This window comes from Streptomyces sp. NPDC036984 (assembly GCF_055607665.1).
In genome coordinates, this window is record NZ_JBVJRL010000001.1 from 647,502 (window position 1) to 673,031 (window position 25,530).

Consider the following 25,530-nt stretch of genomic DNA (forward strand, 5'->3'; position numbering starts at 1 on the left):
CGCTCCCCCTGAGCTGTCTCAGTTAGTTATTGCTGACTAACTTTCGTGGCCATGAAGAGACGCGGTCCGCCCGCGCTCCCCCTACTTCTCCAGTCGCCCGGTGATCCGGGCCGACGGGTACAGCCCCTGCCACACCCGGTGCTCGGGCGGGAAACCCATGGCAGTGAGGGTGTTGATGAGCATCCCGTACGCCAGGAAGGTCGTCGTCTCCTGGACGTCGGCGCCCAGCGGCAGATGCACGGTGTCCCAGAGCCGCAGCCAGGCGGCGCGTACGGTCTCGCCGAACTCGCGGTCACCCTCGGCCTCGGCGGCCGCCACCGTGATGTACGTCTGCATCTGCATCTGGAGCTTCTCGGGATGCTCCGTGATCAGCCGCACATAGGCGTTCGCCATGGCATGCAGGGCCTCCTCGCCCCGGAGCCCGTCGGCCGCCTCCTCGAAGACCCGGCACGTGTCCTCCACGCACCGCAGCGACGCGGCGGCGAAGATCGCCTTCTTGCCCGGGAAGAGCCGGAAGAGGTAAGGCTGCGAGACACCCACCCGCTTGGCGATCGTCTCCGTGGAGGTGCCGTAGTAGCCCTTCCGGGCAAACTCGGCGATCGCCGCGCGGATGACGCTCTCGCGCCGCTCTTCTGCGCTCATCCTGACCATGCAAGGAAGTTAGTACTCAATCACTAACTAAGTCAAGGGCGCTGGGGGTGCCCGGTGCGAGCCCCGCAACGCAAGGGACGCCCACCATGGATGAGCGCCCCTTACACAGACTGTCGTCAGGCCAGCCGTACAACCGCCCGGGACATGCCCAGCACCTTCTGGCCGCCGCTCGTCACCGTCAGGTCCACGCGCACGGTGTTGTCGTCCAGCTTGGCCGCGACCTTGCCGCCGACCTCGATCACGGCACCCTGGTCGTCGTTGGGCACCACGACGGGCTTGGTGAAGCGGACGCCGTACTCCACGACCGCGCCGGGGTCCCCGGTCCAGTCGGTGACCACGCGGATCGCCTCGGCCATCGTGAACATGCCGTGTGCGATGACGTCCGGCAGGCCCACCTCCTTGGCGAACTTCTCGTTCCAGTGGATCGGGTTGAAGTCCCCGGAGGCACCCGCGTAGCGCACGAGCGTGGCACGGGTCACGGGGAAGGTCTGCGCCGGCAGCTCGGTGCCGACCTCGACGTCGTCGTACGCGATCTTCGCCGTCATCGGGTCCTCACGCCTCCTCGGCCGCGCGGGCCACGAGCTTCGTCCAGGCGGTCACGACGCGCTCGCCCGCCTCGTCGTACACCTCACCGCGGATGTCCAGGATGTCGTTGCCCGCGAGGGACTTGACGGCCTCGATCGTGGAGGTGACCGAGAGCCGGTCGCCGGCGCGCACCGGGCGGACGTAGGAGAACTTCTGGTCGCCGTGCACCACGCGGCTGTAGTCCAGCCCCAGCTGCGGGTCCTCGATGACCTGTCCGGCGGCCCGGAAGGTGATGGAGAACACGAAGGTCGGCGGCGCGATCACATCGGAATAGCCGAGCGCCTTGGCGGCCTCGGGGTCCGTGTACACCGGGTTGGTCTCGCCCACCGCCTCGGCGAACTCGCGGATCTTCTCCCGGCCCACCTCATAGGGCGCGGTGGGCGGGTAGGTCCGTCCCACGAAGGACTGGTCGAGCGCCATGGCCCGGCACCTCCTGATGTCTGCTGTGTTGGCCCCAAATTAGCCGGAGACCGGTCGCGGAATGCGCACCGGGCCGGTGGGGCGCAGGCGGGGCGCAAGGGGCGCCGAGCCGCTGAAAAACGCCGTGAGGCCGCCCCCTCGGAAGGGGACGGCCTCACGGACGAGCCTGTTTTATCGCGTCTCGCGGTGCGCGGTGTGCGCGTTGCAACGCGGGCAGTGCTTCTTCATCTCAAGACGGTCCGGGTTGTTACGCCGGTTCTTCTTGGTGATGTAGTTCCGCTCCTTGCACTCCACGCAGGCCAGCGTGATCTTCGGGCGGACGTCGGTGGCAGCCACGTGAGTGCTCCTATGCCGAACGGATGGACTGATTTAACGCAAGAAAGAGTAGCCGATCGAAGGACCGACCCCACAATCGGCTACTGTCAGTAGCGGTGACCGGACTTGAACCGGTGACACAGCGATTATGAGCCGCTTGCTCTACCGACTGAGCTACACCGCTTTGATGAGATCGGCCCCGCCTTGCGGCGGGAACCTCTCACACCAGAGCCCCAAAACGGAATCGAACCGTTGACCTTCTCCTTACCATGGAGACGCTCTGCCGACTGAGCTATTGGGGCGAGCGATGAAGACATTACACGGTCCGCCGCCGTTCACCCAAATCCGTATCCCGTCGCCCGGCGCGACCCTGCTCGCAGCGCTCTCGCCTGCCCCATGAGCCCCATACGGCGCCACTCTCCACCACCGGCCGTCACGCGCGTGCGTGCGCTTTCCGTGCCGGCTTCGTCCCGGTGGGCAGTGCCCGGGAGTGGCGACACGCGCGCGTAGGCGTCATCCGGTACGGCGCCGCCGGCCTCGCGAATGGGCGACACGTGTACCGCCTGAGGCGGACCACGCCGGTACGACTATTGCGCCCCTATTGCGCCCCTACGCGACCCGCACGGCTCGCCACCCTAGGCTCGACTCACTCTGCGTGATCTTGGGGCGTCGACACGGCCTCGTCGCTCACGCCGGCCCGTCCGAGCCCCGGTCCCTACTCCTGGAGCGCGATGCCCGACAGCCAGCCGCAGCCGCACCCGCCGTCGAACTCGTCGGGGTCCTCGGGACCGTCCGACGCGGCCGCCCTCCTGCTCTGCGGGGCGCGGCTCACCGACGGCCGGACCGTGGACGTACGGCTGGGCGGCGGGCGTATCGAGGCCGTGGGCACCACCGGCAGTCTCACGCCGGGCCCGGCCCGGACGAGTGCCACGCGCGTGGACCTGAGCGGCTACCTGCTCCTGCCGGCCCCCGCCGAGCCGCACGCGCACGGGGATACGGCCCTGTCCGCCGACAGCCCCGGCCCGGCGTCGTACGCCCCGGAGGACGTCCAGCGCCGGGCCACGGAGGCGGCCCTGCTCCAACTCGGGCACGGGGCGACGGCGGTACGCGCGCATGTGCGCGTGGGCGACGTCCAGGAGCTCGGCGCGCTGGGGGCGGTCCTCCAGGCACGGCGGTCGCTGCGGGGGCTGGCGGAGCTGACGACGGTCGCGATGCCGCGACTGCTGACCGGGGCGGCCGGGGCCGACGGGCTCGCGATACTGCGGGACGCGGTGAAGATGGGCGCCTCCGTCGTGGGCGGCTGTCCGGACCTGGACCCGGATCCCACCGGCTATGTGGAGGCGGTCCTGGAGGTGGCCTCCGAACACGGCTGCCCGGTGGACCTGCACACGGACGCCGCCGACCCGGCCCGGCTGTCCCGGCTCGCGGTCATGGCGGGGGGCTTGCGCCCCGGCGTGACGATCGGGCCGTGCGCCGGTCTCGGGCGCCTGCCCGCCGAGGCCGCCTCCCGCGTCGCCGACCAGCTCGCGGCGGCCGGCGTGACCGTGGTGTGCCTGCCTCAGGGTGGCTGCGGCGGCGCCGACCGGCGGGGCGCGGCCCCGGTACGGCTGCTGCGCACGGCCGGGGTGCGCGTGGCGGCCGGCAGCGGCGCCCTGCGGGACGTCGCGAACCCCGTCGGCCGCGGCGACCCTCTGGAGGCCGCCTACCTCCTCGCCTCCGCCCATGGCCTGCGCCCGGAGGACGCCTACGACGCCGTGTCCGCCTCGGCGCGCGCGGTGCTGGGCCTTCCTGAGGTCCGTGTGGAGGCGGGCTTCCCCGCCGAGCTGCTGGCCGTACGCGGCGACCATCTGGCCGGCGCGCTCTCCCTGGCCTACAGCCGGATCGTGGTGCACCGGGGCCGGGTGGTGGCCCGCACGAGCGCGGTGCGCGAGTACTGCAACTCGGCGGCGGCAGCGGAGCTCGGGCTGCCGCGGCAGGGGCGCGGGCAGCTGTCGTGACCGTGGGCGCGGACGCAGGGCCCCTGCCGGGTGGTTCGTGCGTTGGTGAGCGTGTGCTCGGCGCGGACGCGGGGCCCCGAGTGGGCACTGGGTGTGCAGAGCTGAGCATGCGCTTGGCGTGCGTCGATGAGCGTGCGCTCGGCGCGCTCCGGGCGCGCCGGTCAACTCGTACGGCGGATGCGCCTCTTCGGGCGTACGGTCGGAATCATGCGCATTGTCATCGCTGGTGGTCATGGTCAGATCGCGCTGCGGCTGGAGCGTCTGCTCTCCGCGCGCGGGGACGAGGTCGCGGGCATCATCCGCAAGCCCGAACAGGGTGACGATCTGCGGGCGGTCGGCGCAGAACCGGTCCTGCTGGACCTGGAGTCCGCCTCGGTGGAGGAGGTCGCGGCGCACCTCCAGGGCGCGGACGCCGCGGTCTTCGCGGCCGGCGCCGGCCCGGGCAGCGGTGCCGCCCGCAAGGACACGGTGGACAGGGGCGCGGCGGTGCTGTTCGCGGACGCGGCCGTACGCACGCGCGTGCGTCGCTTCGTGATGGTCTCCTCGATGGGCGCGGATCCCGCGCACCAGGGGAACGACGTCTTCGACGTGTACCTGCGCGCCAAGGGCGAGGCCGACGCGTACGTCACCCGGCGGGAGGCGCTGGACTGGACGATCCTGCGTCCGGGCGCGCTGACGGACGACGCGGGCACCGGTCTGGTCCGTCTGGAGGCACATACGGGGCGCGGTGCGATCCCGCGGGACGACGTGGCGGCCGTCCTGGCCGAACTGGTGGACACGCCGGCGACGGCCGGTCTCACGCTGGAGCTGATCAGCGGTTCGACGCCGGTGTCGGTGGCGGTGAAGTCGGTGGCCGGGAACTGAGGCCGGCCGGCGGTCGTCGAACGGTCGGGCCTGCCACCCGCCTGCCCGGACGGCCGGTCTGCTGACGAGCCGTCGGAGCGTCCCGTCCGGCGCGCTGCCGGCACGTCAGCACTCAGAACAGCGGCAGCTGCCCGGGAAAGACCGGCACGACGTACCCGTCCAGTGTCGGCTGGGCCGCCCCGAGTCGCGCCTGCCACCGCGACCCGGCACAGGAGACGAGTTCCCCGGTCTCCCGCGTCCCGGGCGGGTCGTGGCGCGCGAAGCGGCCCGCCACCACGGCGATTTCACGGCGGCACACAGGGCAGGTTCTGCGTCGGGAGGCCATGCCGCCAGTCTGCCCCGAAGGCACCGGCCGTGTGCCCGGGCCCGAGCCGGCACGGCGGCGCCGTCACGTCCTGGTCTCCGCTTCCCAGCGATCGGGTCCCACTCCACGCCAGTCGATCAGCGGGGAGTCGGCCACCTCCTCCGGTTCGATCTCCAGACCCGCCCGGCGCAGGAACTCCACCAGGTCCCGCACGCTGTGCGCGAGGCCGAGGATCTCGCCGTCCACCCGGACCCGGCGGCCGCCGGTCGGGGACGGCAGGTGCACGATGATCGGACGCTTCCCGGCCATGGCTCCAGCATCATCCGGACCGGCCGGGCCCGCACCCGGGCCGGTCATTCGAGAATCCCCAGCGTGGTGTCCGGCCGGCACAGCGGGCACGCCGGGACACCTCCTTCGGTGAGGGCCCGTACCGCCTGCTCCCGGCCGACGCCCTTCGCCCGCCCGCCGACGCTCGCACAGCCGCCGACGTGGACGTACACCGCGCTCCGGCCGTTCAGACCGCGCTCGATGGCCCACTCCGGGGCGTTCTGCCGCGCGGCGAGCCGGCGCTGCCGTTCGGCCTCCCGGCGCTCCTCGTCGGCGATCCACCGGTCCATCAACGCAAGCTGCCCGGCAGCCTGGTGTTCGACGACGCGGCGGGCGAAGCGCAGCATGTCGAGACGCGTCAGCGGACGGTCCTCGTTCACACGTTCGATTCTACGGGCGCGGCCCGGAAGCGCGAGCAGCGGGACGCCGCTTCCGCAGAGCCGGGCGGGGTCAGGAGTGGGCCCCGGCCGTCGCTCGTCCCGGCTCGGCCCGAAGTCGCGCCGGGCGGTCGCCGCGGAATTCCACCAGGTCGATTCACGCACACGGGCCTCACGGTCGACGCGCCCTGCATCGAATCAGCTCGGTCCCGGGACGGCGCGTGCTCGTCTGAGGCAGAATGCCAGGACAAGTCGATCTGTCAGTCACTTCCATGGGGGTAGCGGGTGACGGCGCGCCGTGTTTCGCGACAGGAACTGATCCGGCGACGACGCCGGAACGGCTTGGTCGGGCGCCAGGAAGAGCAGGCCGCGTTCAGGGATGCCTTGCAACAGTCGCCGGAAGAGGCGACACAATTTCTCTTCCATGTCCATGGTCCAGGCGGCGTCGGGAAGTCGACTCTGGTACGCCAGCTGGAATCCCTGGCCCGTGACGCCCGAGCCCTCACGGCCTACATCGATGAATCCACGACGGGCGTGGTCGAGACGATGGAGGCCATCAGCTCACAGTTCAGCCAAGAGGGCATAGAGCTGAAAGGCTTCGACAAACTGCTGAGCACCTATCGGCAACGTCGGCATGAGGCGGATGCCGGTGCGGGCTTGGCAGCGGTATCCAGTGAGAGCCCCGGGGGCGGTCAGGGAAGCGACCAACAGAACCCCTCCCCGTTCAGTGTGATCGGCTCGCAGCTGACACTCGCGGGATTAGGCATGATTCCTGGCGTGGGGGCCTTCACCGGCATCCTGGATCCGAACCAGGTCGCGACGGGGGCTGACCGAATCAAGGCGCTGCTCAGCTCCCGGTTGCGTAGTCACGAGGATGTCGAACTGGTCCTGTCGCCATTGCAGGTCCTCACTCCGGCGTTTCTCCAAGGTTTGTCCGATGCCGCAGAGCGCCGACCTTGGGTAGTGCTGTTCTTCGACACGTACGAGCGAACCGGGACCTTGCTGGACGGCTGGCTGCGGGACATATTGGTCAGCGATCGATATGGGCAGCTACCGGCCAACGTTCTTGTGGTTCTGGCAGGTCAGTCCCGGCTGAATCCCCAGTGCTGGGGGGACTGGCTCGACCTCGTGACCTATCTTCCGTTGGAAGTGTTCAGCGAGGCGGAAGCACGTCAACTTCTCAGCGCCAAAGGAATCACCGATGAAAAGGTCATCAAGGTGATTCTGGAGCTGTCCGGGCGGCTACCGGTTCTGGTCTCGACCCTCGCCCAAGCGCATCCCACCAGCGCCGCTGACGTGGGCGACCCCAGCGGTACCGCCGTCGAGCGGTTCCTCAAGTGGGAAACAAACCCGGTGCGCCGCGCGGCTGCCTTGGCTTGCGCACTTCCGCAGGAGATCGACGAGGACACTTATCGCACGGTGGTGGACGAGGAAGCCAAGGCGGAGTTCCCTTGGCTCCAGTCAATGCCCTTCTTCATCAATCGGGCCGGCCGTGGCCACTATCACGATGTCGTGCGTTCTGCGATGCTCCGCCTGCAACGCCATCAGTCACCGCAACGATGGAAGGAGCAGCACACCCGTCTGGCCGACGCGTTCAGAGAACGACGCACCCACTTGGAGGAAGGCACCCCTCCGACCGACGGCTGGTGGGAAGACGAACGATGGCGTCATCACCGGCTCCAAGAGACTTACCACCGATTGTCCGCGGATCACAGGGCCGCGCTGACTGACGCCCTACGCGAACTGATCGACGCCCACCACCACGACATCACCACCCTGCGGAGGTGGGCGCAAACCGTCTCCCATGCCGGGCAGGACGCCGACGCACCCGCGGTACGAAAATGGGGGGACGAACTCCTAGCCGCTCTCGACGGTCCCCAACCAGGCATAGCCGCACTCACACTTCTCCTGTCCCGCGGCGGCCTCGACCCGTCGACAAAACAGCGCGCCTACCTGAAGCGGGGTCTCGAACACCGCCTGGTCAACAACTACGAGCAGGCTTTGGCCGACTACGCCGCCGCGATCGAGATGGAGCCGACAGCTCGCGCTTTCCGGGACCGCGGTGAGACCTACCAGCTCGCCGGCCGGCACGAGGAAGCGCTCGTGGATTTCAACCGTGCCATTGAAATGGAGCCCGACGTCACCTGGGCCATAGTGGGCCGCGGTCAGGTCTATCATTCCATGCGCCGGTACGAGGAAGCCCTGGCAGACTTCAACCTCGCCATCGAAGCCGACCCCGACTACGCGTGGGCATTTGCAAACCGCGGCGAGGTCTACCGCCTCACCGACCGGCACGAGGAAGCACTCGCAGACTTCAACCGCACCCTCGAGATCAACCCCGACTACGCGTGGGCGCTTGCGCACCGCGGTGAGACTCACCGCCTCGCCGGCCGGCACGAGGAAGCACTCGCGGATTTCAACCGGGCCATCGAGATCAACCCCGACTACGCCTGGGTCCTGGCAATCCGTGGAGAGACTCACCGCCTCGCCCGCCGATACGAGGAAGCACTCGCAGACTTCGACCGCGCCATCGAAGCCGACCCCGACAATGCGTGGGCCATCGGCAGCCGCGGTCAGACCTATAAATCCATGCATCGCTACGAGGAAGCACTCGCGGACTTCACCCGGGCCGTCGAAATCAACCCCGACTACGCGTGGGTCCTGGCGAACCGCGGAGAGATCCACCGCCTCACCGGCCGGGACGAGGAGGCACTCGCAGACTTCAACCGCGCCCTCGAAATCAACCCCGACTATGCGTGGGCCATCGGCAGCCGCGGCCAGACGTACCACTCCATGTACCGGTACGAGGAAGCACTCGCGGACTTCAACCGGTCCCTCGAAATCAAACCGGACCGGGCGTGGATCCATTCCGCCCGGGGCAGTATTTTTCGCCTCACGGGCCGACTACAAGAGGCCCTGGCCGACTTTGATCGTGCCGTCGAAATCGACCCGAGCAGCTTCTACGCCATCGCGAGTCGAGGCGTCGTACACCGCGTTTCAGGCCGCTATGCGGCCGCCCTGGCCGACTTCGACCGTGCCATCGAGATCGATCCCGGAAATGGTTGGGCGCATTACGAGAAGGCCGTCGCTCTCTACGCGGAGGGGGATCCCGAATACCAGACCATGGCCGCCCGCACCGTAGACATCTGCTCGTCAGGCGATCACATTGCAGACACGGGGAATCTGTTCCTCGTGCACTGCCTGACCTCGGAGTGGGTGACGGCGAATCAGCACCTTGCCACCTTCTTGAGCAGGAATCCATCGCGCGGAAACCTGGCCGAGTTGCTCACCGTCACGGATACGCTGCGACAGATCGTGCCCGCAGCCGACGAGCAGCTGCTCTCCTTCCGGCATCGACTGGAGGCCGCACTGAGGGAATGACCCGCCCACGGCAGCAAGGCGCCCGAGGACCGCGGCGGTCCCAGCCGAGCGTGGGCGGCGCCAGGATTCGAGCCCTGGGAAGGCTGAGCCGGCAGATTTGCAGTCCGTGCGGAGGACAACCTCCGAGCTGCGCTTTCGTAGCCGAGAACGACGGTCACCCCACGTCTGCCCCGCCGGAAGGTGCCCCTGGCAGGCCGTATAACCGGTCGGCGACGATCATCGCCACATCGTCCGCCAGATCGCCGCGGGTATGACGGGCCAGCGCTTGGTGCAGTCGCTCCAGGAACTCCGGCGGGGCGGGGTCGGCGCCTATCCGCTCCATGGCCTCCGGCAGGGCGAAGAACTCGCCGGCGCGGTCGCGCGCCTCGATCACACCGTCGGTGTACAACAACAGACGGTCACCAGGGAGGAACGCATAGCTCTCAGGCTTCTCGGGGAGGCCGGTGATGAGGTCTTCGAGACCGAGCGGCGGCGACGCCAGGCTCGGTGTCAGGGGTGCAGCCCTGCCCTGGTGCAGCAGCAGCGGTGGTGGGTGCCCACGGTTGACCAGCTGTACCACGGGCTGATCCGGCACCTGTGCGATGAGCGCCGTGGTGAACCCTTCCAGCAAAACCTCCGGCCCATACGCACCTGGCACGGAGACTTCTCGTCTCAGGGCAGCCGCACAGCGGTTCATGACCTCCGCCAAGTCCTCCTCGTAGTGCACGGCTTCCCGGAATGCGCCCAGCGCCACCGCGACGGCTCGCACCGCGGACAGTCCCTTGCCCCGCACGTCCCCAACAATCATCCGAACGCCATAGCGCGTCTGCACGGCCTCGTACAGATCACCGCCCACCCGCGCCCCGGTCCCGGCCGCAAGACACAGGCTGCCGGCCCGCAGTGGGCCCAGGCGCGCGGGCACGGCCCGCAACACGACCTCCTGGGCCGCCACCGCGATCCGGCGGACCCGGTCGAGTTCTCTCCGCCTGCGCTCCTGCATAGCGCGGCTGGTGATGAACCCAGCCACGGAGACCGAGGCCAGAGCCAGGAAGTTGCTGTAGACCATCAGCGTGCCCCACGCCCCGTTATAGGTCGCGGTGATCACACTGATCGCCAGCGCGAGGGCTGCCGCAGCTGTGGTGCCCTTGGGCCCCAGCGTCACGGCTGCCAGCGCCGGGACAGCGGTGAGAAAGGGCCCTGTATAGATGAAGTGCGCAGGAGTGAGCTCGATGACCAGCACGGCCAGCGCGATCAGATAGGGCACACACTGCATCAGCGTGAAGAGGACCCGGTGATGACCGTCTGCTCCAGGCCACGAGGGTGAGCGCGAGAGCGACTTCATGCATCAAGCCTGCCTCGCTGGAACCTACGGCTCCACCCGGCCGGCGGCCCTGGGCAGCCCGGAACCAGCCCGGCCCATGGACAGGCCGCGCGACGAAGAGACTCCGATCTGCGACTTCCTTCTACAGGGGCCCGGCTGCCCCACTGGTGCCCCGGACGATGAAGGTCCCGACCCCCTAAGACGGTACGGACGGCGCTCTGTAGCTGGGCATTCAACGTGAGCGGATCCCGCCCGATCTCGTGAACCTGCTCCGGTGGCACGTCACGGCGTACGGCGTCGCCCCCGGCGGGCGACTGTTCCAGACGCAACGCGGCGGCCTCATCCAGGACAGTGGATACGGCGAGGTGTGGGCGGAAGCCCGCGCGCGCCCTCACGCCCGCTCAGTGCGCGTCACCGCTCGCGAAGCATCCATATGATCTTCGCCATGCCGCCGTGAGCACGTGGCTCAACTCCGGGGTGGAACCGCAGGAGGTGGCCGCGCGCACCGGCCACAGCGTGGCCGTGCTGTTCCGGGTGTACACGCTGGAAAAAGCACCCGTAGCAAGCAGGTAGCAGCCGTGAACGACGAAAGGGTCTGTGATCAGCTTGATGCTGATCACAGACCCTTTCGGTCGTGTGGCGGCGCCAGGATTCGAACCTGGGAAGGCTGAGCCGGCAGATTTACAGTCTGCTCCCTTTGGCCGCTCGGGCACACCGCCGGGTAATACTGCCGTTCGAACCCGCTTTCGCGGTGCTCCCCGGCAACGACGTAAACAATACCCGATACAGGGGGGTGCTTCGCCACCCGGTTGATCTCCACCCCTCGGGTCCCGGGGTGGCTAGGCTGGTGCGGATGCGGCCCGGTGCTCCACCGGGCCCGGCGGTCGCCGCCGCGCACGCCGGTACGCACCCGATACGCACCCGATACAAGGAGCCACAGGACATGGCCGACTCCAGTTTCGACATCGTCTCGAAGGTCGAGCGGCAGGAGGTCGACAACGCCCTCAACCAGGCCGCCAAGGAGATCTCGCAGCGCTACGACTTCAAGGGCGTGGGAGCCTCGATCTCGTGGTCCGGTGAAAAGATCCTCATGGAGGCGAACTCCGAGGACCGGGTGAAGGCTGTCCTCGACGTCTTCCAGTCCAAGCTGATCAAGCGCGGCATCTCGCTGAAGGCGCTGGACGCGGGCGAGCCGCAGCTCTCCGGCAAGGAGTACAAGATCTTCGCGTCGATCGAGGAGGGCATCTCCCAGGAGAACGCCAAGAAGGTGGCGAAGATCATCCGCGACGAGGGCCCCAAGGGCGTGAAGGCCCAGGTCCAGGGTGACGAGCTGCGGGTCAGCTCCAAGAGCCGCGACGACCTCCAGGCCGTCATCGCCCTGCTCAAGGGCAAAGACTTCGACTTCGCGCTCCAGTTCGTGAACTACCGGTGAGCGCGGAAGGGTGGGCACCCGGTGGTGCCCACCCTTCCCCGCTGCCGCGCCGCGCTCAGTCGCGTGAGTTGCCGAACAGGATGCGGTAGACGATCAGCAGCACCAGGGAGCCTCCGATGGCCGCGGCCCAGGTCGCGCCGTCGTAGAAGTTCTTGGTGACCGGGTGGTCCAGCCAGCGGGCCGATATCCAGCCGCCGATGAACGCGCCCGCGACGCCGATGAGGGTCGTACCGATGAAGCCGCCGGGGTCGCGTCCCGGCAGGAGGACCTTGGCGATGGCTCCGGCCAGCAGTCCCAGGATGATCCAACCGATGATGCTCATGCCGTGAACCTGCCCTTCCGCGCTGTGTCCGCACTGGGCGGGCGCTGATTTTCCGGTGAAAACCCGCGTGCGTCGCGCGCGTGTTCGTGCCGTGTCGATGAAGAGGACGTCACGGATCCATCCGCCGGTTGCCGCGCTCAGTAGGGTGCGGCGCATGACGCGTACGGATGCCGGTCTGCGGCGCACTCTGGGCGTGGGAGACGCCGTGGTCGTCGGCCTCGGCTCGATGGTCGGGGCCGGCGTCTTCTCGGCTCTGGGGCCGGCCGCGCGGACGGCCGGCTCCGGGCTGCTGCCGGGGCTGGCCCTCGCGGCCTTGGTGGCCTACTGCAATGCCATGTCCTCCGCCCGGCTCGCCGCCCGCTATCCGGCCTCCGGCGGGACCTACGTGTACGGCAGGGAGCGGCTGGGCGCCTTCTGGGGGTATGTGGCCGGCTGGGCCTTCGTGGTCGGCAAGACGGCCTCCTGCGCGGCCATGGCGCTCACGGTGGGCGCGTACGTGTGGCCCGGGCAGGCGCACGCGGTGGCGGTCGCGGCCGTGGCGGCCCTGACCGCCGTGAACTACGGCGGGATCCAGAAGTCGGCGTGGGTGACGCGGGTGATCGTGGCCGTCGTCCTGGCCGTGCTCGCGGCCGTCGTCGTGGTGTGCCTGGCCTCGGGGCGGGCCGAGGCGGGACGGCTGGACGTCGGTCTGCCGTCGGGTGCCGGCGGGGTGCTCCAGGCGGCCGGGCTGCTGTTCTTCGCCTTCGCCGGGTACGCGCGGATCGCCACCCTCGGGGAGGAGGTGCGCGAGCCGGAGCGCACCATTCCGCGAGCCGTCCCGCTCGCCCTGGGGATCGCTCTCGTGGTGTACGCGTGCGTGGCCGTCGCCGCGCTCGCCGTCCTCGGCGCGGACCGGCTCGGGCACGCGACGGCGCCGCTGGCCGACGCGGTGCGCGCGGCCGGGGCGCCGGGGCTCGTGCCCGTGGTGCGCGCCGGAGCGGCGGTGGCCGCGCTGGGCTCACTGCTCGCGCTGATCCTCGGTGTCTCGCGTACGACGCTCGCCATGGCCCGGGACGGGCACCTGCCGGGCGCGCTGGCCGCCGTGCACCCGCGGTTCCGGGTGCCGCACCGGGCCGAGCTGGCCGTGGGCACGGTGGTCGCCGTGCTGGCCGCGACGGTGGACGTGCGCGGCGCGATCGGCTTCTCCTCCTTCGGCGTGCTGGCCTACTACGCCGTCGCCAACGCCTCGGCCTGGACGCTGAGCGCGGCCCCGCTGTCCCGTGTAGTGCCCGTGCTGGGTCTGGTGGGCTGCGCCACGCTGGCGTTCGCGCTGCCCGTGGCCTCGGTGGCCGCCGGCGCGGGCGTGCTCGCGGCCGGCGTGGCGGCCTACGGCGTACGACGGTGGTGGGCGGGCCGGCGCGGGGTGTGACGCCGTCGGCGGACCCGCCGCGCGTACGGCGGCGGCCCGGCATACGGCAGCGGCCCCGCGAACCGCGGCGGCCCCGCGTACGGTGGCTTGCTGAGCTCAGCGCGTCGCGAACGGCTGGTCGGTGGGGACGATCTCGCGGCCCAGCGGCAGCAGGGAGACCGGGATCAGCTTGAAGTTGGCGATGCCGAACGGGATGCCGATGATCGTGATGCACAGGGCGATGCCGGTGACGATGTGGGCGAGCGCCAGCCACCAGCCGGCCAGGATCAGCCACAGGACGTTGCCGAGGCAGGAGGGAGCGCCCGCGTCACGCCGCTCGATCGTGGTGTACCCGAACGGCCAGAGGGCGTAGAGCCCGATGCGGAAGGCGGCGATCCCGAAGGGGATGCCGATGATCGTGATGCACAACAGGACGCCGGCGAGCAGGTAGCCGAGGAACAGCCAGAAGCCGCTCAGCACGAGCCAGATCACGTTGAGAATGGTCTTCACGGGCGGCCTGCCATCTTCTCGAGCCGGGCGATGCGGTCCGCCATCGGCGGGTGCGTGGAGAACATCTTGGACAACCCCTGGCCCGCGCGGAAGGGGTTGGCGATCATCATGTGGCTCGCCGTCTCGATCCGGGGCTCGGGGGGCAGCGGCAGCTGCTGGGTGCCCGTCTCCAGCTTGCGCAGGGCATGGGCGAGAGCGAGCGGGTCGCCGGTGAGCTGGGCGCCCGAGGCGTCCGCCTCGTACTCCCGGGAGCGGCTGATGGCCAGCTGGATGAGGGTGGCGGCGAGCGGGCCGAGGATCATGATCAGGAGCATGCCGAGCAGGCCGGGGCCGTCGTCGTCGTCCGAGCGGCCGATCGGGATGAGCCAGGCGAAGTTCACCAGGAACATGATCATCGAGGCGAGTGCGCCGGCCACCGAGGAGATGAGGATGTCCCGGTTGTAGACATGACTCAGCTCGTGGCCGATGACGCCGCGCAGCTCGCGCTCGTCCAGGAGGCGCAGGATGCCCTCGGTGCAGCACACGGCGGCGTTGCGCGGGTTGCGGCCCGTGGCGAAGGCGTTGGGGGCCTCCGTGGGCGAGATGTAGAGCCGGGGCATGGGCTGGCGGGCCTGCGTGGACAGCTCGCGCACCATCCGGTACAGCGCCGGGGCCTCGAACTCGCTGACCGGGCGGGCACGCATCGCGCGCAGCGCCAGCTTGTCGCTGTTCCAGTACGCGTAGGCGTTCGTGCCCAGCGCGACGAGGACCGCCACGATCAGTCCCGTACGGCCGAAGAGGCCGCCGATGACAATGATGAGTGCGGACAGCCCCCCGAGGAGTACTGCGGTCCTCAGCCCGTTGTGCCGGCGGTGCACGGTACGCCCTCCAAGTCGTGCAGCAGGGGAACCCTTTGGTCCAGTGGACCCTCCCGATCTGGTCAACGCCAGGCGGCGGCCACGAGTTCCCTGGTGCAGGCGGCGACGCGGGGCGGCCGTACGAGTGACGTGCTCATACGGCCCTCCGCGCGCGTGGGGCACGGGTCCCCACGCGCGTGTGGCGAGCCGTCAGAACAGGCCGGTGGCCGCGAAGCGGAGGACCAGCTGGGGTGCTCCGGACAGGGCGACGCCGAGGACGCCGGTGAGGGCGAGGGCTGCCGTGAGGGGGGCCGGGACGCGGTGCCGCGCGGGCTCGCCCTCGGGGGCGCGGAACAGCAGGGCCGTCCACTGGAGGTAGTAGAAGAGGGCGATCACGACGTTGACGGCCATGACGACGGCGAGCCAGCCGAGGCCCGCGTCGACGGCCGCGGAGAACACCGTGACCTTGGCGAACAGACCGATGACACCCGGCGGCAGCCCGGCCAGGCAGAGCAGGAAGAAGGCCAGCAGGAGCGCGGTGACCGGGTTGGTGGCGTACAGGCCCCGGTAGTCGCTGATCCGGTTCAGCGCCCGGCCGCGGCCCACCAGGGCGGCCACCGCGAAGGCACCGAGGTTCACGGCGGCATACATGAGGGCGTACGCGACCGTGGAGCCGATCGCCTTCTGGGCGTCCTTGGTGTATCCGGCCGCGGCGATCGGCACCAGCAGGTAGCCGGCCTGGCCGACGGAGGACCAGGCGAGCAGCCGTACAGCGCTGTACGCGCGCGTGGCCTGCTGGCGCAGGGCGGCGACGTTGCCGACAGTCATGGTGAGAGCGGCCAGGGCGGCGAGCGCGGGCCCCCAGACTTCGGCGTACGACGGGAACGCGACGACGGTGACGAGGATCAGGCCGGAGAAGCCGACCGCCTTGCCGACGACGGACAGGTACGCGGCGACGGGCAGGGGCGCGCCCACGTAGGTGTCGGGCACCCAGAAGTGGAAGGGCACGGCGGCCGTCTTGAAGGCGAAGCCGACGAGGGTGAGGACGACACCGGTCTGGGCGAGGATGTGCAGCTGCGCGTCGGTGTGCGGCAGGCGCTGGGCGATCTGGGTGAGGTAGAGCGTGCCGGTGGAGGCGTAGACGAAGCTGACGCCCATCAGGCTGACCGCGGTGGCCGTGACCGAGGACAGGAAGAACTTCAGGGCCGCCTCGGAGGAGCGCTTGTCGCCGTGCCGGATTCCGACGAGGGCGAAGGCGGGCAGGGAGGCGACCTCCAGGGCGACGATCAGGGTGGCCAGGTCGCGGGAGGCGGGCAGCAGGGCGGCGCCGGCCGCGGAGGACAGCAGCAGGAACCAGAACTCGCCCGTCGGGATGCGCCGCCGGTCGTCGTCGAGGTTCGTGACCGACAGCAGGGCGGCGAGCAGGGCGCCGCCGAGGACCAGGAACTGGATGACGAGGGTGAAGTGGTCGGCGGTGTAGCTGCACGCGCGCGTGCCGCCGGTCAGGCAGAAGGTGCTGCGGTCGCCGTCGAGGAGGGGCAGGAGCAGCGCGGTCGAGGCGGCGAGTCCCGCGACCGAGACCCAGCCGAGGACGGCCTTGCGGGGCTCGGGCACGAACAGGTCGGCGACGAGGACGGCGAGCGCCACGACGGCGGCGAGCGTGGGCGGGGCGATCGCGAGCCAGTCCACGGACTGGACCAGCGACTCGGTAAGCGGCTGAGCGCTCATCTGGTGCCTCCTGCGAGGAGCTGCTGCACGGCCGGGTCGGTCAGGCCGAGCAGCGCCTTCGGCCACAGTCCGGCGAGGACGGTCAGGGTGACGAGCGGGGTCCAGGCGGCGAACTCGTACCCGTGCACGTCGGCGAGTTCCGGCACCTCCCGCTCCGCGCCGCCCATGCAGACGCGGCGGACCACGATCAGCATGTACGCGGCCGTCAGCAGGGTGCCGAAGGCGCCGATCGCCATGAACGTGAGGAAGGCGGGCCGGCTGAGGTCGGCGGCGGGCTTGAACGCGCCGAACAGGGCCAGCATCTCGCCCCAGAATCCGGCGAGGCCGGGCAGGCCGAGGGAGGCGACGGCGCCGAAGGCGAGCAGCCCGCCGAGGCGCGGGGCCTTGCCGTACAGCGCGGCGCCCGTCTCCTCGGCGAGGGTGTCGAGGTCGGTGGTGCCGGTGCGGTCCTTCAGCGCGCCGACCAGGAAGAAGAGCAGGCCGGTGATGAGGCCGTGGGCGATGTTGGCGAACAGGGCGCCGTTCACGCCGGTCGGGGTCGTGGTGGCGATGCCGAGCAGGACGAAGCCCATGTGGCCGACGGAGGAGTAGGCGATCAGGCGCTTGAGGTCGCCCTTCGCGCCCCGCTTGGCGAGGGCCAGGCAGGCCAGGGACCCGTAGATGATCCCGACGACGGCGAAGGCGGCGAGGTACGGCGCGAAGGTGTGGAAGCCGTGCGGCGCCACCGGAAGGAGAATCCGGACGACACCGTACGTCCCCATCTTCAGCAGGACGCCGGCCAGCAGGACCGAGCCGACGGTCGGCGCGGCGGTGTGGGCGTCGGGCAGCCAGCTGTGCAGCGGCCACATCGGCGTCTTCACCGCGAGCCCGATCCCGATGGCCAGAACGGCGATGACCTGCACGGATGCGGTCAGCGACCGGCCGTTGTCAGTGGCGAGTGCCACCATGTCGAACGTGCCCGCCTTGATCCCGATCAGGAGCAGGCCGAGCAGCATGACGACGGAGCCGAGCAGCGTGAACAGGATGAACTTCCACGCGGCGCGGGTCCGGCCCTCGCCGCCCCAGCGGGCGATGAGGAAGTACATCGGGATGAGCACCATCTCGAACGCGAGGAAGAACAGCAGCAGATCGAGGACGGCGAAGGTCGCGAGGGTGCCGGACTCGAGCAGGAGCAGCAGCGCGACGAACGCCTTCGGGGACGGGCCCGAGGGCAGCTTGAAGTACGAGTAGAGCGCGCAGAGGAAGGTCAGCAGCGCGGTCAGGACCAGAAGGGGGAGGGAGATGCCGTCGATGCCGAGGTGGATCCGCACGTCGAGTGCGGGGATCCAGCTGATGTCGGTCGTGGCCTGCATCTTCGACGGATGGTCGTGGTCGAAGCCGAGCGCGAGGACGATCGCGGCGATGAGGATCGCGCCGGTCGCCGTCACGCCGTGCCGCAGCACGGCCTGCTCGGGGGACTTCCCCTTCAGTCCGGGCGGGGCCGGGAGGAGAGCAGCGGCGGCGCCGAGGAGCGGGCCGACGACGACGAATGCCAGAAGGAACTGCATCACGGACTCGTTGATATCGATCACGCCTGCTCACGCTCCCGTGGCGACGAGGAGGACGGCGACCGCCAGGACGACGGTGCCGGCGAGCAGCGCGCTCACATAGGTCTGCACATTGCCGGTCTGGGCGCGCCGTACGGCGGACCCGAGCAGCCGGGGCAGGGCGGCCGCGCCGCGTACGTAGGTGTCGACGACCTCGCGGTCGAGGAACCGGACGAGACTCGCGCCGGCCTGCACCGGGCGGACGAACAGGGCCGAGTACACGGCGTCCAGGTGGAAGCCGGCGGCCGCGTGCCGGTGCAGCGGGCCGAGCAGCAGCCGCCCGGGGTCCGCCGGGTCGGGGGCGTGGGCGATGTCGCCGTAGGCCGGCTCGTGGGTGGCGATGGCCTCGGCCTCGACCAGTCCGGCGTCGCCCTCGGGGTGGGCGGCGACGGCGCCCAGCGGGGCACGGGCGGCGAGCGCGGAGGTGCGCTGCCAGGCTCCGTAGGTGATGAGCCCGCCGACCAGGGCGAGGCCCGTGCCGAGGACCGAGGTGAGCAGGGTCGGGGTGAGGTCGCGGCCGTCGAACCAGCCGGGCAGCGAGCGGTAGGCGAACCCGCCGAAGGCCAGGGAGGGGATCGCCAGGACCCACAGCACCACGGTCATGGTGAGCGGCTGGCGACCGTGATCGGGGGCCTCGGTGCCCTGGCCGCGGAAGGCCAGCAGCCACAGCCGGGCGGCGTAGGCGGCGGTCAGCAGGGCGGTGAGCAGGCCGGCGACGAGGACGATCCAGCCGGCGGCGCCGGGGGCGTGCTCGGTGTGGCCGGCGGTCACGTGCTCGGCGGCGCCGAGGACGGACTCTTTGGAGAAGAAGCCGCTGAAGGGAGGGATCGCGGCGAGCGCGAGCAGCGCCACGGTCATCGTCCAGTAGGCGTCCGGGATGCGCTCGCGCAGGCCGCGCATGCGGGACATGGCGGCCAGCGAGTTGGTGCCGGCGGCGTGGATGATCACGCCGGCGGCGAGGAACAGCAGCGCCTTGAAGGCGCCGTGCGACAGGAGGTGGAAGACGGCGGCACCGCGGTCGCCGACGGCGAGGGCGCCGGTCATGTAGCCGAGCTGGCCGACCGTGGAGTAGGCGAGGACGCGCTTGATGTCGTCCTGGGCGAGCGCGGCGAGACCGGAGCCGGCCATCGTGACGGCGGCCATGACGGCGAGAACCACCATCGCGGTCTGGGAGGCCTCGAACACCGGGAGCAGACGGGCGATGAAGTAGACACCGGCGGCGACCATCGTCGCGGCGTGGATCAGCGCCGAGACGGGCGTCGGGCCCGCCATCGCGTCCGGCAACCAGGTGTGCAGCGGGAACTGCGCCGACTTGCCCGCGACGCCCGCGAGCAGCAGCAGGGCGATCAGCGTCGGGTGGTCGAGTCCACCGCTCGCCACGGCACCGAGGACGCGGGTGATGCGGAACGACCCGGCGTCGGCGCCGAGGGCGAACAGGCCGATGAGGAACGGCACGTCGCCGAGCTTGGTGACCAGGAAGGCCTTCAGGGAGGCGGCGCGGGCCTCGGGGGTCTCCCAGTAGTGGCCGACCAGGAAGTAGGAGCAGATGCCCATGACTTCCCAGCCGACCAGCAGCACGATCAGGTCGCCGGAGTAGACGACCAGGAGCATCGCGGAGGTGAACAGGGAGACGAGAGCGGCGTACGAGGGGTAGCGCGGGTCCTCGCGCAGGTAGCCCGTGGAGTAGATCTGCACGCAGGTCGCGACGAAGGCGACCAGGACGGCGACGAGCGCGGCGAAGCCGTCGATGTGCAGGGCCAGCTCGATCGGGACGGAGCCGGTGGGCGTCAGCTCGGTGTGGGCGTCCACGGCCGCGTCGCCGCCTTGCCGTACGGCGACCAGCGCGGCCAGCACCAGCGAGACCAGCGGCGGCAGGACGGCGAGCGGACGGACGAAACCGGGGGCGGTGCGGCCGAGCAGCAGGCCGGCCGCGGCGCCCAGGAACGGCAGAAGGGGGACGAGGACGGCGAGGGTGGTCGTGGTCACGCGGTGGCCTCAGCCTTCTCGGCCGCGGAGGTGCCCGGGTCCTCGGTCTCGGGGCCCTCGGCGGTGTCGCGGAGCTTGTCGATGTCGGAGGTGCCGCGGTTGCGGTAGACGGCGAGCACGATCGCCAGGCCGATGCCGATCTCGGCGGCGGCGATGGCGATGGTGAACAGGGCCAGCGCCTGGCCGGAGTGCAGGGTCTCGTGCGCGGCACGGCTGAGCCAGACGTCGAAGGCGACCAGGTTGAGGTTGACGGCGTTGAGCATCAGCTCGACCGACATCAGGACCAGGATCGCGTTGCGGCGGGCGAGGACGCCGTACAGGCCGGTGCAGAACAGGAGGGCGGAGAGGACGGCGGGGTAGGCGAGGTGCATCAGCGGGCGCCTTCCTTCCCGGGGACCGCAGGTGTGGCGTCCGTGTCCGCCTCGGCCTTGCGGGACAGGACGATCGCTCCGACCAGGGCCGCGAGGAGCAGCACGGACAGGGCTTCGAAGGGCAGCACCCAGTGCCGGAACAGGCTCGCGCCGGTGACCCGGGTGGTGCCGGCGGCCGGGCCGTCCAGGTCGATCCAGGTGGTGCGGAAGGCGTCCACGACCACCCACACCAGGGCGACGGCGGCGGCGGTCGCGACGGCCAGGGCGGCCCACCGGTTGCCGGAGTCGGCGTCCGGGGAGCGGCCGATGGGGGCCTTGGTGAGCATCAGACCGAACAGGAGGAGGACGACGACGGAGCCGACGTAGATCAGGACCTGTACCCAGGCGATGAACTCGGCCGTGAGCAGCAGGTACTCCACGGCGAGGCCGCCGAGCGTGACCACCAGCCACAGCGCGGCGTGCACCAGCTGCCGGGTGGTGACCGTGACGAGCGCGGCGCCGAAGGTGACCAGGCCGACGAGGAGGAAGGCGATCTCGACGCCGGTCGGGGACAGGAAGCCGTTCGGGGCGGGGGCGGCCAGGGTGGCCGTCGCTGCGGCGAGGGTCACGACGCGCCCTCCTGCGGCTCGGCCGGCTCGGCCTGGGCGGCGGCCAGCTTCTCGGCGGTCTTGCGGGCCGCGGCGATCTCCTTGGGCTCCTCCGCGCCGGCGTCCAGGGCGGGCGGGGCCGGCACGGTCCACATCCACTCGCGGAGCTTGTCCCGCTCGTGGGTGAGGTCACGGATGTCGGTCTCGGCGTACTCGAACTCCGGGGACCAGAACAGCGCGTCGAAAGGACAGACCTCGATGCAGATGCCGCAGTACATGCACAGGGAGAAGTCGATCGCGAACCGGTCGAGGACGTTGCGGCTGCGCTCCCGGCCGCCGGGGGCGGCGGGCGGGACGGTCTCCTTGTGGGAGTCGATGTAGATGCACCAGTCCGGGCACTCGCGGGCGCACAGCATGCAGACCGTGCAGTTCTCCTCGAACAGACCGATCACACCGCGGGTGCGGGGCGGCAGTTCGGGCAGGACGTCCGGGTACTGCTCGGTGACCGTCTTCCTCGTCATCGTGCGCAGGGTGACGGCCAGGCCCTTGGCCAGGCCACTACCGGGGATGGGGGCCATGGTTACTGGATCACCACCTTGACGATGCCGGTGAGGGCGATCTGGGCGAGGGAGAGAGGGACGAGGAGGGTCCAGGAGAGCTTCTGGAGCTGGTCCTCGCGCAGCCGGGGGTAGGTCACGCGGAGCCAGATGACCAGGAAGGCGAGGATCGCGGTCTTCAGCAGGGTCCAGACCCAGCCGAGGCCGTCGGCGCCCCATGGGCCGTGCCAGCCGCCCAGGAAGAGGACGGTGGTCAGGCCGCACAGCACGACGATGCCGGCGTACTCGGCGAGCAGGAACAGGGCGAAGCGCAGGCCGGTGTACTCGGTGTACGCGCCGAAGATGATCTCCGAGTCGGCGACCGGCATGTCGAACGGCGGGCGTTGGAGTTCCGCGAGACCGGCGGTGAAGAAGACGATCGCGCCGACGATCTGCCACGGCACCCACCACCAGTGGAAGGCGTGCAGGATCCCGGGCAGGGAGACCGTGCCCGCCGCCATCGCGACCGAGGCCGCCGCCAGCAGCATCGGGAGTTCGTAGGCGAGCAGCTGGGCGGCCGTGCGCAGGCCGCCGAGCAGGGAGAACTTGTTGGCGCTGGCCCAGCCGGCCATCAGCGAGCCGAGCACGCCGACGCCCATCACCGCGAGTACGAAGAACACGCCGGCGTCCACGACCTGGCCGACGGCGCCCTCGCTCGGGCCGATCGGGACGGCGAGCAGGACGAGGAGGTACGGCAGCAGGGCGACGGCGGGGGCGAGCTGGAAGACGCGGCGGTCGGCGCCCGCCGGGACCACGTCCTCCTTCTGCGCGAACTTCACGCCGTCGGCGATGAGCTGGGCCCAGCCGTGGAAGCCGCCCGCGTACATAGGGCCGAGGCGGCCCTGCATGTGCGCCATCACCTTGTGCTCGGTCTGGCCGACGATGAGCGGGAAGGTGAGGAAGACGACGAAGACGACCAGGAGTCGCAGAGCGACGTCCAGCACGTCGTTCACTGCGGGCCTCCTGTGGGGTCGTCGGGGGTGCTCGGGTCTTCGGTGTGCTCGGGCGCGGCGGGGCGCGGCTCGGGCGCGGCGGGGCGCGGCTCGGGCGCGGCGGGGTGGGTCCCGGGCGCCTGCTGCGGCCCCGGTGCGTGTGCTCGGTCCGGCTCGTCCGCCGGTGCCTGGTCCTCGTGAAGCCCGGGTTCGGGAGACTGCCCGGACTCGGGAGTGCCTTCCGGCTCGTCGAAGGCCGGGCGGGCGTGGTGCCACGGGGCGTCCGAGCTGCGCGGGGCCGTGCTCCGGCGGGTGGGGCGGGCGGAGGCGTCCGGTTCGGCCGGAGCCTCCGGCTCCGGCGCGGCCGTACCCGCAGGTCCCCCCGCGGGTCCCGCTTCGGCCGGTCCCGTCGGTTCCCTCGCTTCCGTCGGTTCCTGCGAGGCCGGTTCCGGTGTCCGGGTGCGCTGGGACGCCGAGCCTTCCGAGGCGCTGCGCGCGCGGTGCGGCCGTGCGGGTGCGGGCGCCGGGCCGGGCTCGTGGGCCACCGAGGCCTCGGCGGCCGGACCCTCCGCCGGCCCCTCCGCCGCCGCCCGGGTGGCGTCATCCTCGGCCGCGGCCTGCTTGCGCGTCGCCGCGTCCTCGGCGCGCGCCGTCTGCTGGCTCACCGAGCCCTCGCTCGCACTCCGCGTCCGACGCGGCCGGGCACCGGCACCAGCACCAGCCTCTTCCACCTGGCCCGGCTGGGCCGGCTGGGCCGCCTGGCTGGCCGAGCCCTCCGATGCCGAGCGGGTGCGCCGTACCGGACGGTCGCCGGCCGCGCGGGCCGGGCGGTCCGCCGCCGCGCGCCCGGCCGCCCTGGCCGGACGGGCCGGGGCCGGCGGCAGCTGGCCCTTCAGCGGGCCCCACTCGTTGGGGTCGGGCACGCCCGGGGGCAGCATCTGGCGGCGCTTGGGGCCGTGCGCCGCGCCCGCCGCAGGCTCCCCGGGCTCCTTCGCGCCCGGCCAGGCCTTGGCGACGCGGGCGGCGAGGACGAAGTCCTTGCGCAGCGGGTGGCCCTCGAAGTTCTCGGGGAGCAGCAGGTGCTCCAGCCCCGGGTGGCCCTCGAAGACGACGCCGAACATCTCGTGGGTCTCGCGCTCGTGCCAGGCGGCGCCCGCGTAGACGCCGACGGCGGAGGGCAGGGCCGGGGCCTCGTGCGGGACCGTCGTACGGACGAGGAGGCGGCGCACCGGGTTCAGGGCGACGACGTGCGCGGAGACGCAAAAGCCCGTGCCCGGTTCGTCGACCGCGCTCAGCCAGTCGAAGTAGGTGCAGGACAGGGTCGTACGGGCCGTCTCCAGGGCGGTGAGCCAGGAGGACGGCGGTACGTCCACGGTCAGCAGGTCGTACGACTCCTCGGCCGTGGCGTCCGTGCCGAAGAGTTCCTCGGCGGGGGCGGGCAGCCAGCCGGCCGTGCTCATCGGGCCTCCCCCTCGGACGAAGCGGAACCAGAAGCGGGATCCGGAGCGGAATCCGAAGCGGAAAGGGAATCCGGACCGGGGGCCGGGGGCTTCACCAGGCCGCTCTGGAGAGCGGCGGCGGACGGCCGGGGAAGGTCGCCGTACCGCTCGTCCAGCGACTCGCGGGCGATCTTCTCCTGGAGCTTGAGGATGCCCTGGAGCAGCGCCTCGGGACGCGGCGGGCAGCCGGGGACGTACACGTCCACCGGGATGATCTGGTCGACGCCCTTGGTGACCGAGTACGAGTCCCAGTAGGGGCCGCCGCAGTTGGAGCAGGCGCCGAAGGAGATGACGTACTTCGGCTCGGGCATCTGCTCGTACAGGCGCTTGACGGCCGGGGCCATCTTGTCCGTCACCGTGCCCGACACCACCATCAGGTCGGCTTGGCGGGGGCCGGGCGCGAACGGGATGACGCCGAGCCGGATGAAGTCGTGACGGGCCATCGACGCGGCGATGAACTCGATCGCGCAGCAGGCCAGGCCGAAGTTGAACACCCAGAGCGAGTAGCGGCGGCCCCAGTTCAGGACCACCTTCATGGGCTCGGGGGCCAGGCGGGCCAGGGCACCCAGCTGCTTCGGCTCGGGCAGGTGGACGGGGTCCGGGTTCACGTCCATGCCAGGACGCCCTTCTTGTATGCGTACAGCAGGCCTACGGCGAGGAAGCCGAGGAAGATGAACATCTCCACGAGGGTCGTGGCGCCGTAGCCGGGAGCGGCGAAGACCGTCGCCCAGGGGAACAGGAAGATCGAGTCGACCGCGAAGATCACGTACAGGAAGGCGTAGACGTAGTAGCGGACCTGGGTGTGGGCCCAGCCCTCGCCGACGGGGTCGACACCGCACTCGTAGGTGAGCAGTTTCTCCGGGGTCGGCACGACCGGGCGCAGCAGGCGGCCGGCGCCGAAGGCGACCGCGACGAAGAGCACGCCGAGCAGGGCGAGCAGTCCGACCACCGAGTAGGACCGGAAGTAACCGGCCGCGACGACGTTCGCCGCGGCGAACGACGAGTCCGCCAACGTCTCCCGCACCGTCCGTCCCTCGCTCTCTGAACTCGTGACCTTGAGTGTTCTGCTGCGACATGATTCGAGGATCTGTACGCACGGGAGTCTAGGCCCTGATAAAGAACCGGTAAGCAGCCCGTCACACCGTGAGACGCGCCGAGCGTGGCGTGGCACCGCCCGGGTGGGGTTTTCCCCCGTCGGCGGAGGGCGGCATACCGCATGGCGTGAGAGGTGCCGCCC

At 70.7% G+C, this 25,530-nt stretch carries 26 protein-coding genes, 3 tRNA genes and 1 pseudogene; 6 read left to right on the forward strand and 24 right to left on the reverse strand.

Going from position 1 to position 25,530, the window contains the following annotated elements:
- Nucleotides 1–81: 81 nt before the first annotated feature.
- From ACZ7DL_RS02975 to ACZ7DL_RS03000, 6 genes are all read right to left on the reverse strand, one after another.
- Nucleotides 82–651: a TetR/AcrR family transcriptional regulator gene (locus tag ACZ7DL_RS02975; RefSeq protein WP_470770913.1), complete on the reverse strand. Its 570-nt coding sequence runs from the start codon at nt 649–651 to the stop codon at nt 82–84.
- Between the two features lie 116 nt (nt 652–767).
- Nucleotides 768–1,196: a MaoC family dehydratase gene (locus ACZ7DL_RS02980; RefSeq protein WP_470770915.1), complete on the reverse strand. Its 429-nt coding sequence runs from the start codon at nt 1,194–1,196 to the stop codon at nt 768–770.
- 7 nt (nt 1,197–1,203) lie between these two features.
- Nucleotides 1,204–1,656 carry an FAS1-like dehydratase domain-containing protein gene (locus tag ACZ7DL_RS02985; RefSeq protein WP_470770917.1) on the reverse strand — a complete coding sequence of 151 codons (453 nt, stop codon included), beginning with the start codon at nt 1,654–1,656 and terminating at the stop codon, nt 1,204–1,206.
- 171 nt (nt 1,657–1,827) lie between these two features.
- The gene (gene rpmG, locus ACZ7DL_RS02990; RefSeq protein ID WP_003948671.1) at nt 1,828–1,992 is read right to left on the reverse strand and encodes a 50S ribosomal protein L33; all 165 of its coding nucleotides are present in this window, start codon (nt 1,990–1,992) and stop codon (nt 1,828–1,830) included.
- A gap of 90 nt (nt 1,993–2,082) precedes the next feature.
- A tRNA-Met gene (locus ACZ7DL_RS02995) sits at nt 2,083–2,155 on the reverse strand.
- A 45-nt stretch (nt 2,156–2,200) separates the two neighbouring features.
- Nucleotides 2,201–2,273: transfer RNA gene (locus tag ACZ7DL_RS03000), tRNA-Thr, on the reverse strand.
- Nucleotides 2,274–2,702: 429 nt separating this feature from the next.
- Here ACZ7DL_RS03000 and ACZ7DL_RS03005 point away from each other — a divergent pair.
- Both ACZ7DL_RS03005 and ACZ7DL_RS03010 read left to right on the forward strand, forming a co-directional pair.
- Nucleotides 2,703–3,968, forward strand: a complete 1,266-nt coding sequence (locus tag ACZ7DL_RS03005) for an amidohydrolase family protein (protein WP_470770918.1) — start codon at nt 2,703–2,705, stop codon at nt 3,966–3,968.
- 207 nt (nt 3,969–4,175) lie between these two features.
- Nucleotides 4,176–4,832 carry an SDR family oxidoreductase gene (locus ACZ7DL_RS03010; protein ID WP_470770920.1) on the forward strand — a complete coding sequence of 219 codons (657 nt, stop codon included), beginning with the start codon at nt 4,176–4,178 and terminating at the stop codon, nt 4,830–4,832.
- 112 nt (nt 4,833–4,944) lie between these two features.
- On the opposite strand, the gene ACZ7DL_RS03015 is transcribed toward ACZ7DL_RS03010, so the two are convergent.
- The 3 genes from ACZ7DL_RS03015 to ACZ7DL_RS03025 all read right to left on the reverse strand — a co-directional run bounded on the left by ACZ7DL_RS03015 (nt 4,945) and on the right by ACZ7DL_RS03025 (nt 5,843).
- Nucleotides 4,945–5,157, reverse strand: coding sequence for a hypothetical protein (locus ACZ7DL_RS03015; protein WP_470770922.1), 213 nt, complete (start codon nt 5,155–5,157; stop codon nt 4,945–4,947).
- Between the two features lie 63 nt (nt 5,158–5,220).
- The gene (locus ACZ7DL_RS03020) at nt 5,221–5,445 is read right to left on the reverse strand and encodes a hypothetical protein (RefSeq protein WP_030747440.1); all 225 of its coding nucleotides are present in this window, start codon (nt 5,443–5,445) and stop codon (nt 5,221–5,223) included.
- Between the two features lie 44 nt (nt 5,446–5,489).
- On the reverse strand, nt 5,490–5,843 hold the full coding sequence (locus tag ACZ7DL_RS03025; protein WP_470770923.1) for a DUF6233 domain-containing protein: 354 nt from the start codon (nt 5,841–5,843) through the stop codon (nt 5,490–5,492).
- A 282-nt stretch (nt 5,844–6,125) separates the two neighbouring features.
- Between ACZ7DL_RS03025 and ACZ7DL_RS03030 the strand changes: the two genes are divergently transcribed.
- Complete coding sequence (locus ACZ7DL_RS03030) at nt 6,126–9,221, forward strand: tetratricopeptide repeat protein (RefSeq protein ID WP_470770925.1); 3,096 nt, start codon at nt 6,126–6,128, stop codon at nt 9,219–9,221.
- A gap of 154 nt (nt 9,222–9,375) precedes the next feature.
- Here the strand turns inward: ACZ7DL_RS03030 and ACZ7DL_RS03035 are convergent, their stop codons facing one another.
- Nucleotides 9,376–10,542: a PP2C family protein-serine/threonine phosphatase gene (locus ACZ7DL_RS03035; protein WP_470770926.1), complete on the reverse strand. Its 1,167-nt coding sequence runs from the start codon at nt 10,540–10,542 to the stop codon at nt 9,376–9,378.
- A gap of 224 nt (nt 10,543–10,766) precedes the next feature.
- Here ACZ7DL_RS03035 and ACZ7DL_RS03040 point away from each other — a divergent pair.
- A pseudogene (locus tag ACZ7DL_RS03040) lies at nt 10,767–11,094 on the forward strand (site-specific integrase); the annotation flags it as partial.
- 64 nt (nt 11,095–11,158) lie between these two features.
- Here ACZ7DL_RS03040 and ACZ7DL_RS03045 read toward each other — a convergent pair.
- Nucleotides 11,159–11,240, reverse strand: a tRNA-Tyr gene (locus ACZ7DL_RS03045).
- 224 nt (nt 11,241–11,464) lie between these two features.
- Here ACZ7DL_RS03045 and ACZ7DL_RS03050 point away from each other — a divergent pair.
- Nucleotides 11,465–11,953, forward strand: coding sequence for a YajQ family cyclic di-GMP-binding protein (locus ACZ7DL_RS03050; RefSeq protein ID WP_030174428.1), 489 nt, complete (start codon nt 11,465–11,467; stop codon nt 11,951–11,953).
- Nucleotides 11,954–12,008: 55 nt separating this feature from the next.
- Here ACZ7DL_RS03050 and ACZ7DL_RS03055 read toward each other — a convergent pair whose 3' ends face one another.
- Nucleotides 12,009–12,275 (reverse strand): GlsB/YeaQ/YmgE family stress response membrane protein, encoded by a 267-nt coding sequence (locus ACZ7DL_RS03055; RefSeq protein ID WP_470770928.1) that lies wholly within the window; start codon nt 12,273–12,275, stop codon nt 12,009–12,011.
- A gap of 154 nt (nt 12,276–12,429) precedes the next feature.
- Between ACZ7DL_RS03055 and ACZ7DL_RS03060 the strand changes: the two genes are divergently transcribed.
- Nucleotides 12,430–13,683, forward strand: coding sequence for an APC family permease (locus ACZ7DL_RS03060; RefSeq protein WP_470770930.1), 1,254 nt, complete (start codon nt 12,430–12,432; stop codon nt 13,681–13,683).
- Nucleotides 13,684–13,779: 96 nt separating this feature from the next.
- Here the strand turns inward: ACZ7DL_RS03060 and ACZ7DL_RS03065 are convergent, their stop codons facing one another.
- From ACZ7DL_RS03065 to ACZ7DL_RS03120, 12 genes are all read right to left on the reverse strand, one after another.
- The gene (locus tag ACZ7DL_RS03065) at nt 13,780–14,172 is read right to left on the reverse strand and encodes a YccF domain-containing protein (RefSeq protein ID WP_470770931.1); all 393 of its coding nucleotides are present in this window, start codon (nt 14,170–14,172) and stop codon (nt 13,780–13,782) included.
- Nucleotides 14,169–15,029, reverse strand: a complete 861-nt coding sequence (gene htpX, locus ACZ7DL_RS03070) for a zinc metalloprotease HtpX (RefSeq protein WP_470770932.1) — start codon at nt 15,027–15,029, stop codon at nt 14,169–14,171. Before htpX ends, ACZ7DL_RS03065 begins: the two co-directional genes overlap by 4 nt.
- 189 nt (nt 15,030–15,218) lie before the next feature.
- Nucleotides 15,219–16,736 carry an NADH-quinone oxidoreductase subunit N gene (locus ACZ7DL_RS03075; RefSeq protein WP_470770934.1) on the reverse strand — a complete coding sequence of 506 codons (1,518 nt, stop codon included), beginning with the start codon at nt 16,734–16,736 and terminating at the stop codon, nt 15,219–15,221.
- Entirely contained in the window at nt 16,733–18,307 is a 1,575-nt protein-coding gene (locus ACZ7DL_RS03080) for an NADH-quinone oxidoreductase subunit M (RefSeq protein ID WP_470770936.1), read from the reverse strand. Before ACZ7DL_RS03080 ends, ACZ7DL_RS03075 begins: the two co-directional genes overlap by 4 nt.
- A 6-nt stretch (nt 18,308–18,313) precedes the next feature.
- Nucleotides 18,314–20,308 carry an NADH-quinone oxidoreductase subunit 5 family protein gene (locus tag ACZ7DL_RS03085; protein WP_470770937.1) on the reverse strand — a complete coding sequence of 665 codons (1,995 nt, stop codon included), beginning with the start codon at nt 20,306–20,308 and terminating at the stop codon, nt 18,314–18,316.
- On the reverse strand, nt 20,305–20,679 hold the full coding sequence (gene nuoK / locus ACZ7DL_RS03090) for an NADH-quinone oxidoreductase subunit NuoK (protein WP_470770938.1): 375 nt from the start codon (nt 20,677–20,679) through the stop codon (nt 20,305–20,307). Before nuoK ends, ACZ7DL_RS03085 begins: the two co-directional genes overlap by 4 nt.
- The gene (locus tag ACZ7DL_RS03095; RefSeq protein WP_470770939.1) at nt 20,679–21,287 is read right to left on the reverse strand and encodes an NADH-quinone oxidoreductase subunit J family protein; all 609 of its coding nucleotides are present in this window, start codon (nt 21,285–21,287) and stop codon (nt 20,679–20,681) included. Before ACZ7DL_RS03095 ends, nuoK begins: the two co-directional genes overlap by 1 nt.
- Entirely contained in the window at nt 21,284–21,844 is a 561-nt protein-coding gene (locus ACZ7DL_RS03100) for a NuoI/complex I 23 kDa subunit family protein (RefSeq protein WP_470770940.1), read from the reverse strand. Before ACZ7DL_RS03100 ends, ACZ7DL_RS03095 begins: the two co-directional genes overlap by 4 nt.
- A 2-nt stretch (nt 21,845–21,846) precedes the next feature.
- Complete coding sequence (locus tag ACZ7DL_RS03105) at nt 21,847–22,815, reverse strand: complex I subunit 1/NuoH family protein (protein WP_470770942.1); 969 nt, start codon at nt 22,813–22,815, stop codon at nt 21,847–21,849.
- Entirely contained in the window at nt 22,812–24,254 is a 1,443-nt protein-coding gene (locus tag ACZ7DL_RS03110; protein WP_470770944.1) for an NADH-quinone oxidoreductase subunit C, read from the reverse strand. Before ACZ7DL_RS03110 ends, ACZ7DL_RS03105 begins: the two co-directional genes overlap by 4 nt.
- Nucleotides 24,251–24,907: an NADH-quinone oxidoreductase subunit B gene (locus ACZ7DL_RS03115; RefSeq protein ID WP_470770945.1), complete on the reverse strand. Its 657-nt coding sequence runs from the start codon at nt 24,905–24,907 to the stop codon at nt 24,251–24,253. The genes ACZ7DL_RS03110 and ACZ7DL_RS03115 overlap by 4 nt, the downstream gene beginning before the upstream one ends.
- Entirely contained in the window at nt 24,898–25,317 is a 420-nt protein-coding gene (locus ACZ7DL_RS03120) for an NADH-quinone oxidoreductase subunit A (protein WP_470770947.1), read from the reverse strand. The genes ACZ7DL_RS03115 and ACZ7DL_RS03120 overlap by 10 nt, the downstream gene beginning before the upstream one ends.
- Nucleotides 25,318–25,530: the final 213 nt, after the last annotated feature.

Coding starts and splice junctions, on each gene's coding strand:
- ACZ7DL_RS02975 (WP_470770913.1), bottom strand. CDS start 651: ATGGTCAGGATGAGCGCAGAAGAGCGGCGCGAGAGCGTCATCCGCGCG.
- ACZ7DL_RS02980 (WP_470770915.1), bottom strand. CDS start 1,196: ATGACGGCGAAGATCGCGTACGACGACGTCGAGGTCGGCACCGAGCTG.
- ACZ7DL_RS02985 (WP_470770917.1), bottom strand. CDS start 1,656: ATGGCGCTCGACCAGTCCTTCGTGGGACGGACCTACCCGCCCACCGCG.
- ACZ7DL_RS03005 (WP_470770918.1), top strand. CDS start 2,703: ATGCCCGACAGCCAGCCGCAGCCGCACCCGCCGTCGAACTCGTCGGGG.
- ACZ7DL_RS03010 (WP_470770920.1), top strand. CDS start 4,176: ATGCGCATTGTCATCGCTGGTGGTCATGGTCAGATCGCGCTGCGGCTG.
- ACZ7DL_RS03015 (WP_470770922.1), bottom strand. CDS start 5,157: ATGGCCTCCCGACGCAGAACCTGCCCTGTGTGCCGCCGTGAAATCGCC.
- ACZ7DL_RS03020 (WP_030747440.1), bottom strand. CDS start 5,445: ATGGCCGGGAAGCGTCCGATCATCGTGCACCTGCCGTCCCCGACCGGC.
- ACZ7DL_RS03035 (WP_470770926.1), bottom strand. CDS start 10,542: ATGAAGTCGCTCTCGCGCTCACCCTCGTGGCCTGGAGCAGACGGTCAT.
- ACZ7DL_RS03050 (WP_030174428.1), top strand. CDS start 11,465: ATGGCCGACTCCAGTTTCGACATCGTCTCGAAGGTCGAGCGGCAGGAG.
- ACZ7DL_RS03055 (WP_470770928.1), bottom strand. CDS start 12,275: ATGAGCATCATCGGTTGGATCATCCTGGGACTGCTGGCCGGAGCCATC.
- ACZ7DL_RS03060 (WP_470770930.1), top strand. CDS start 12,430: ATGACGCGTACGGATGCCGGTCTGCGGCGCACTCTGGGCGTGGGAGAC.
- ACZ7DL_RS03075 (WP_470770934.1), bottom strand. CDS start 16,736: ATGAGCGCTCAGCCGCTTACCGAGTCGCTGGTCCAGTCCGTGGACTGG.
- nuoK (WP_470770938.1), bottom strand. CDS start 20,679: ATGCACCTCGCCTACCCCGCCGTCCTCTCCGCCCTCCTGTTCTGCACC.
- ACZ7DL_RS03100 (WP_470770940.1), bottom strand. CDS start 21,844: ATGGCCCCCATCCCCGGTAGTGGCCTGGCCAAGGGCCTGGCCGTCACC.
- ACZ7DL_RS03110 (WP_470770944.1), bottom strand. CDS start 24,254: ATGAGCACGGCCGGCTGGCTGCCCGCCCCCGCCGAGGAACTCTTCGGC.
- ACZ7DL_RS03115 (WP_470770945.1), bottom strand. CDS start 24,907: ATGGACGTGAACCCGGACCCCGTCCACCTGCCCGAGCCGAAGCAGCTG.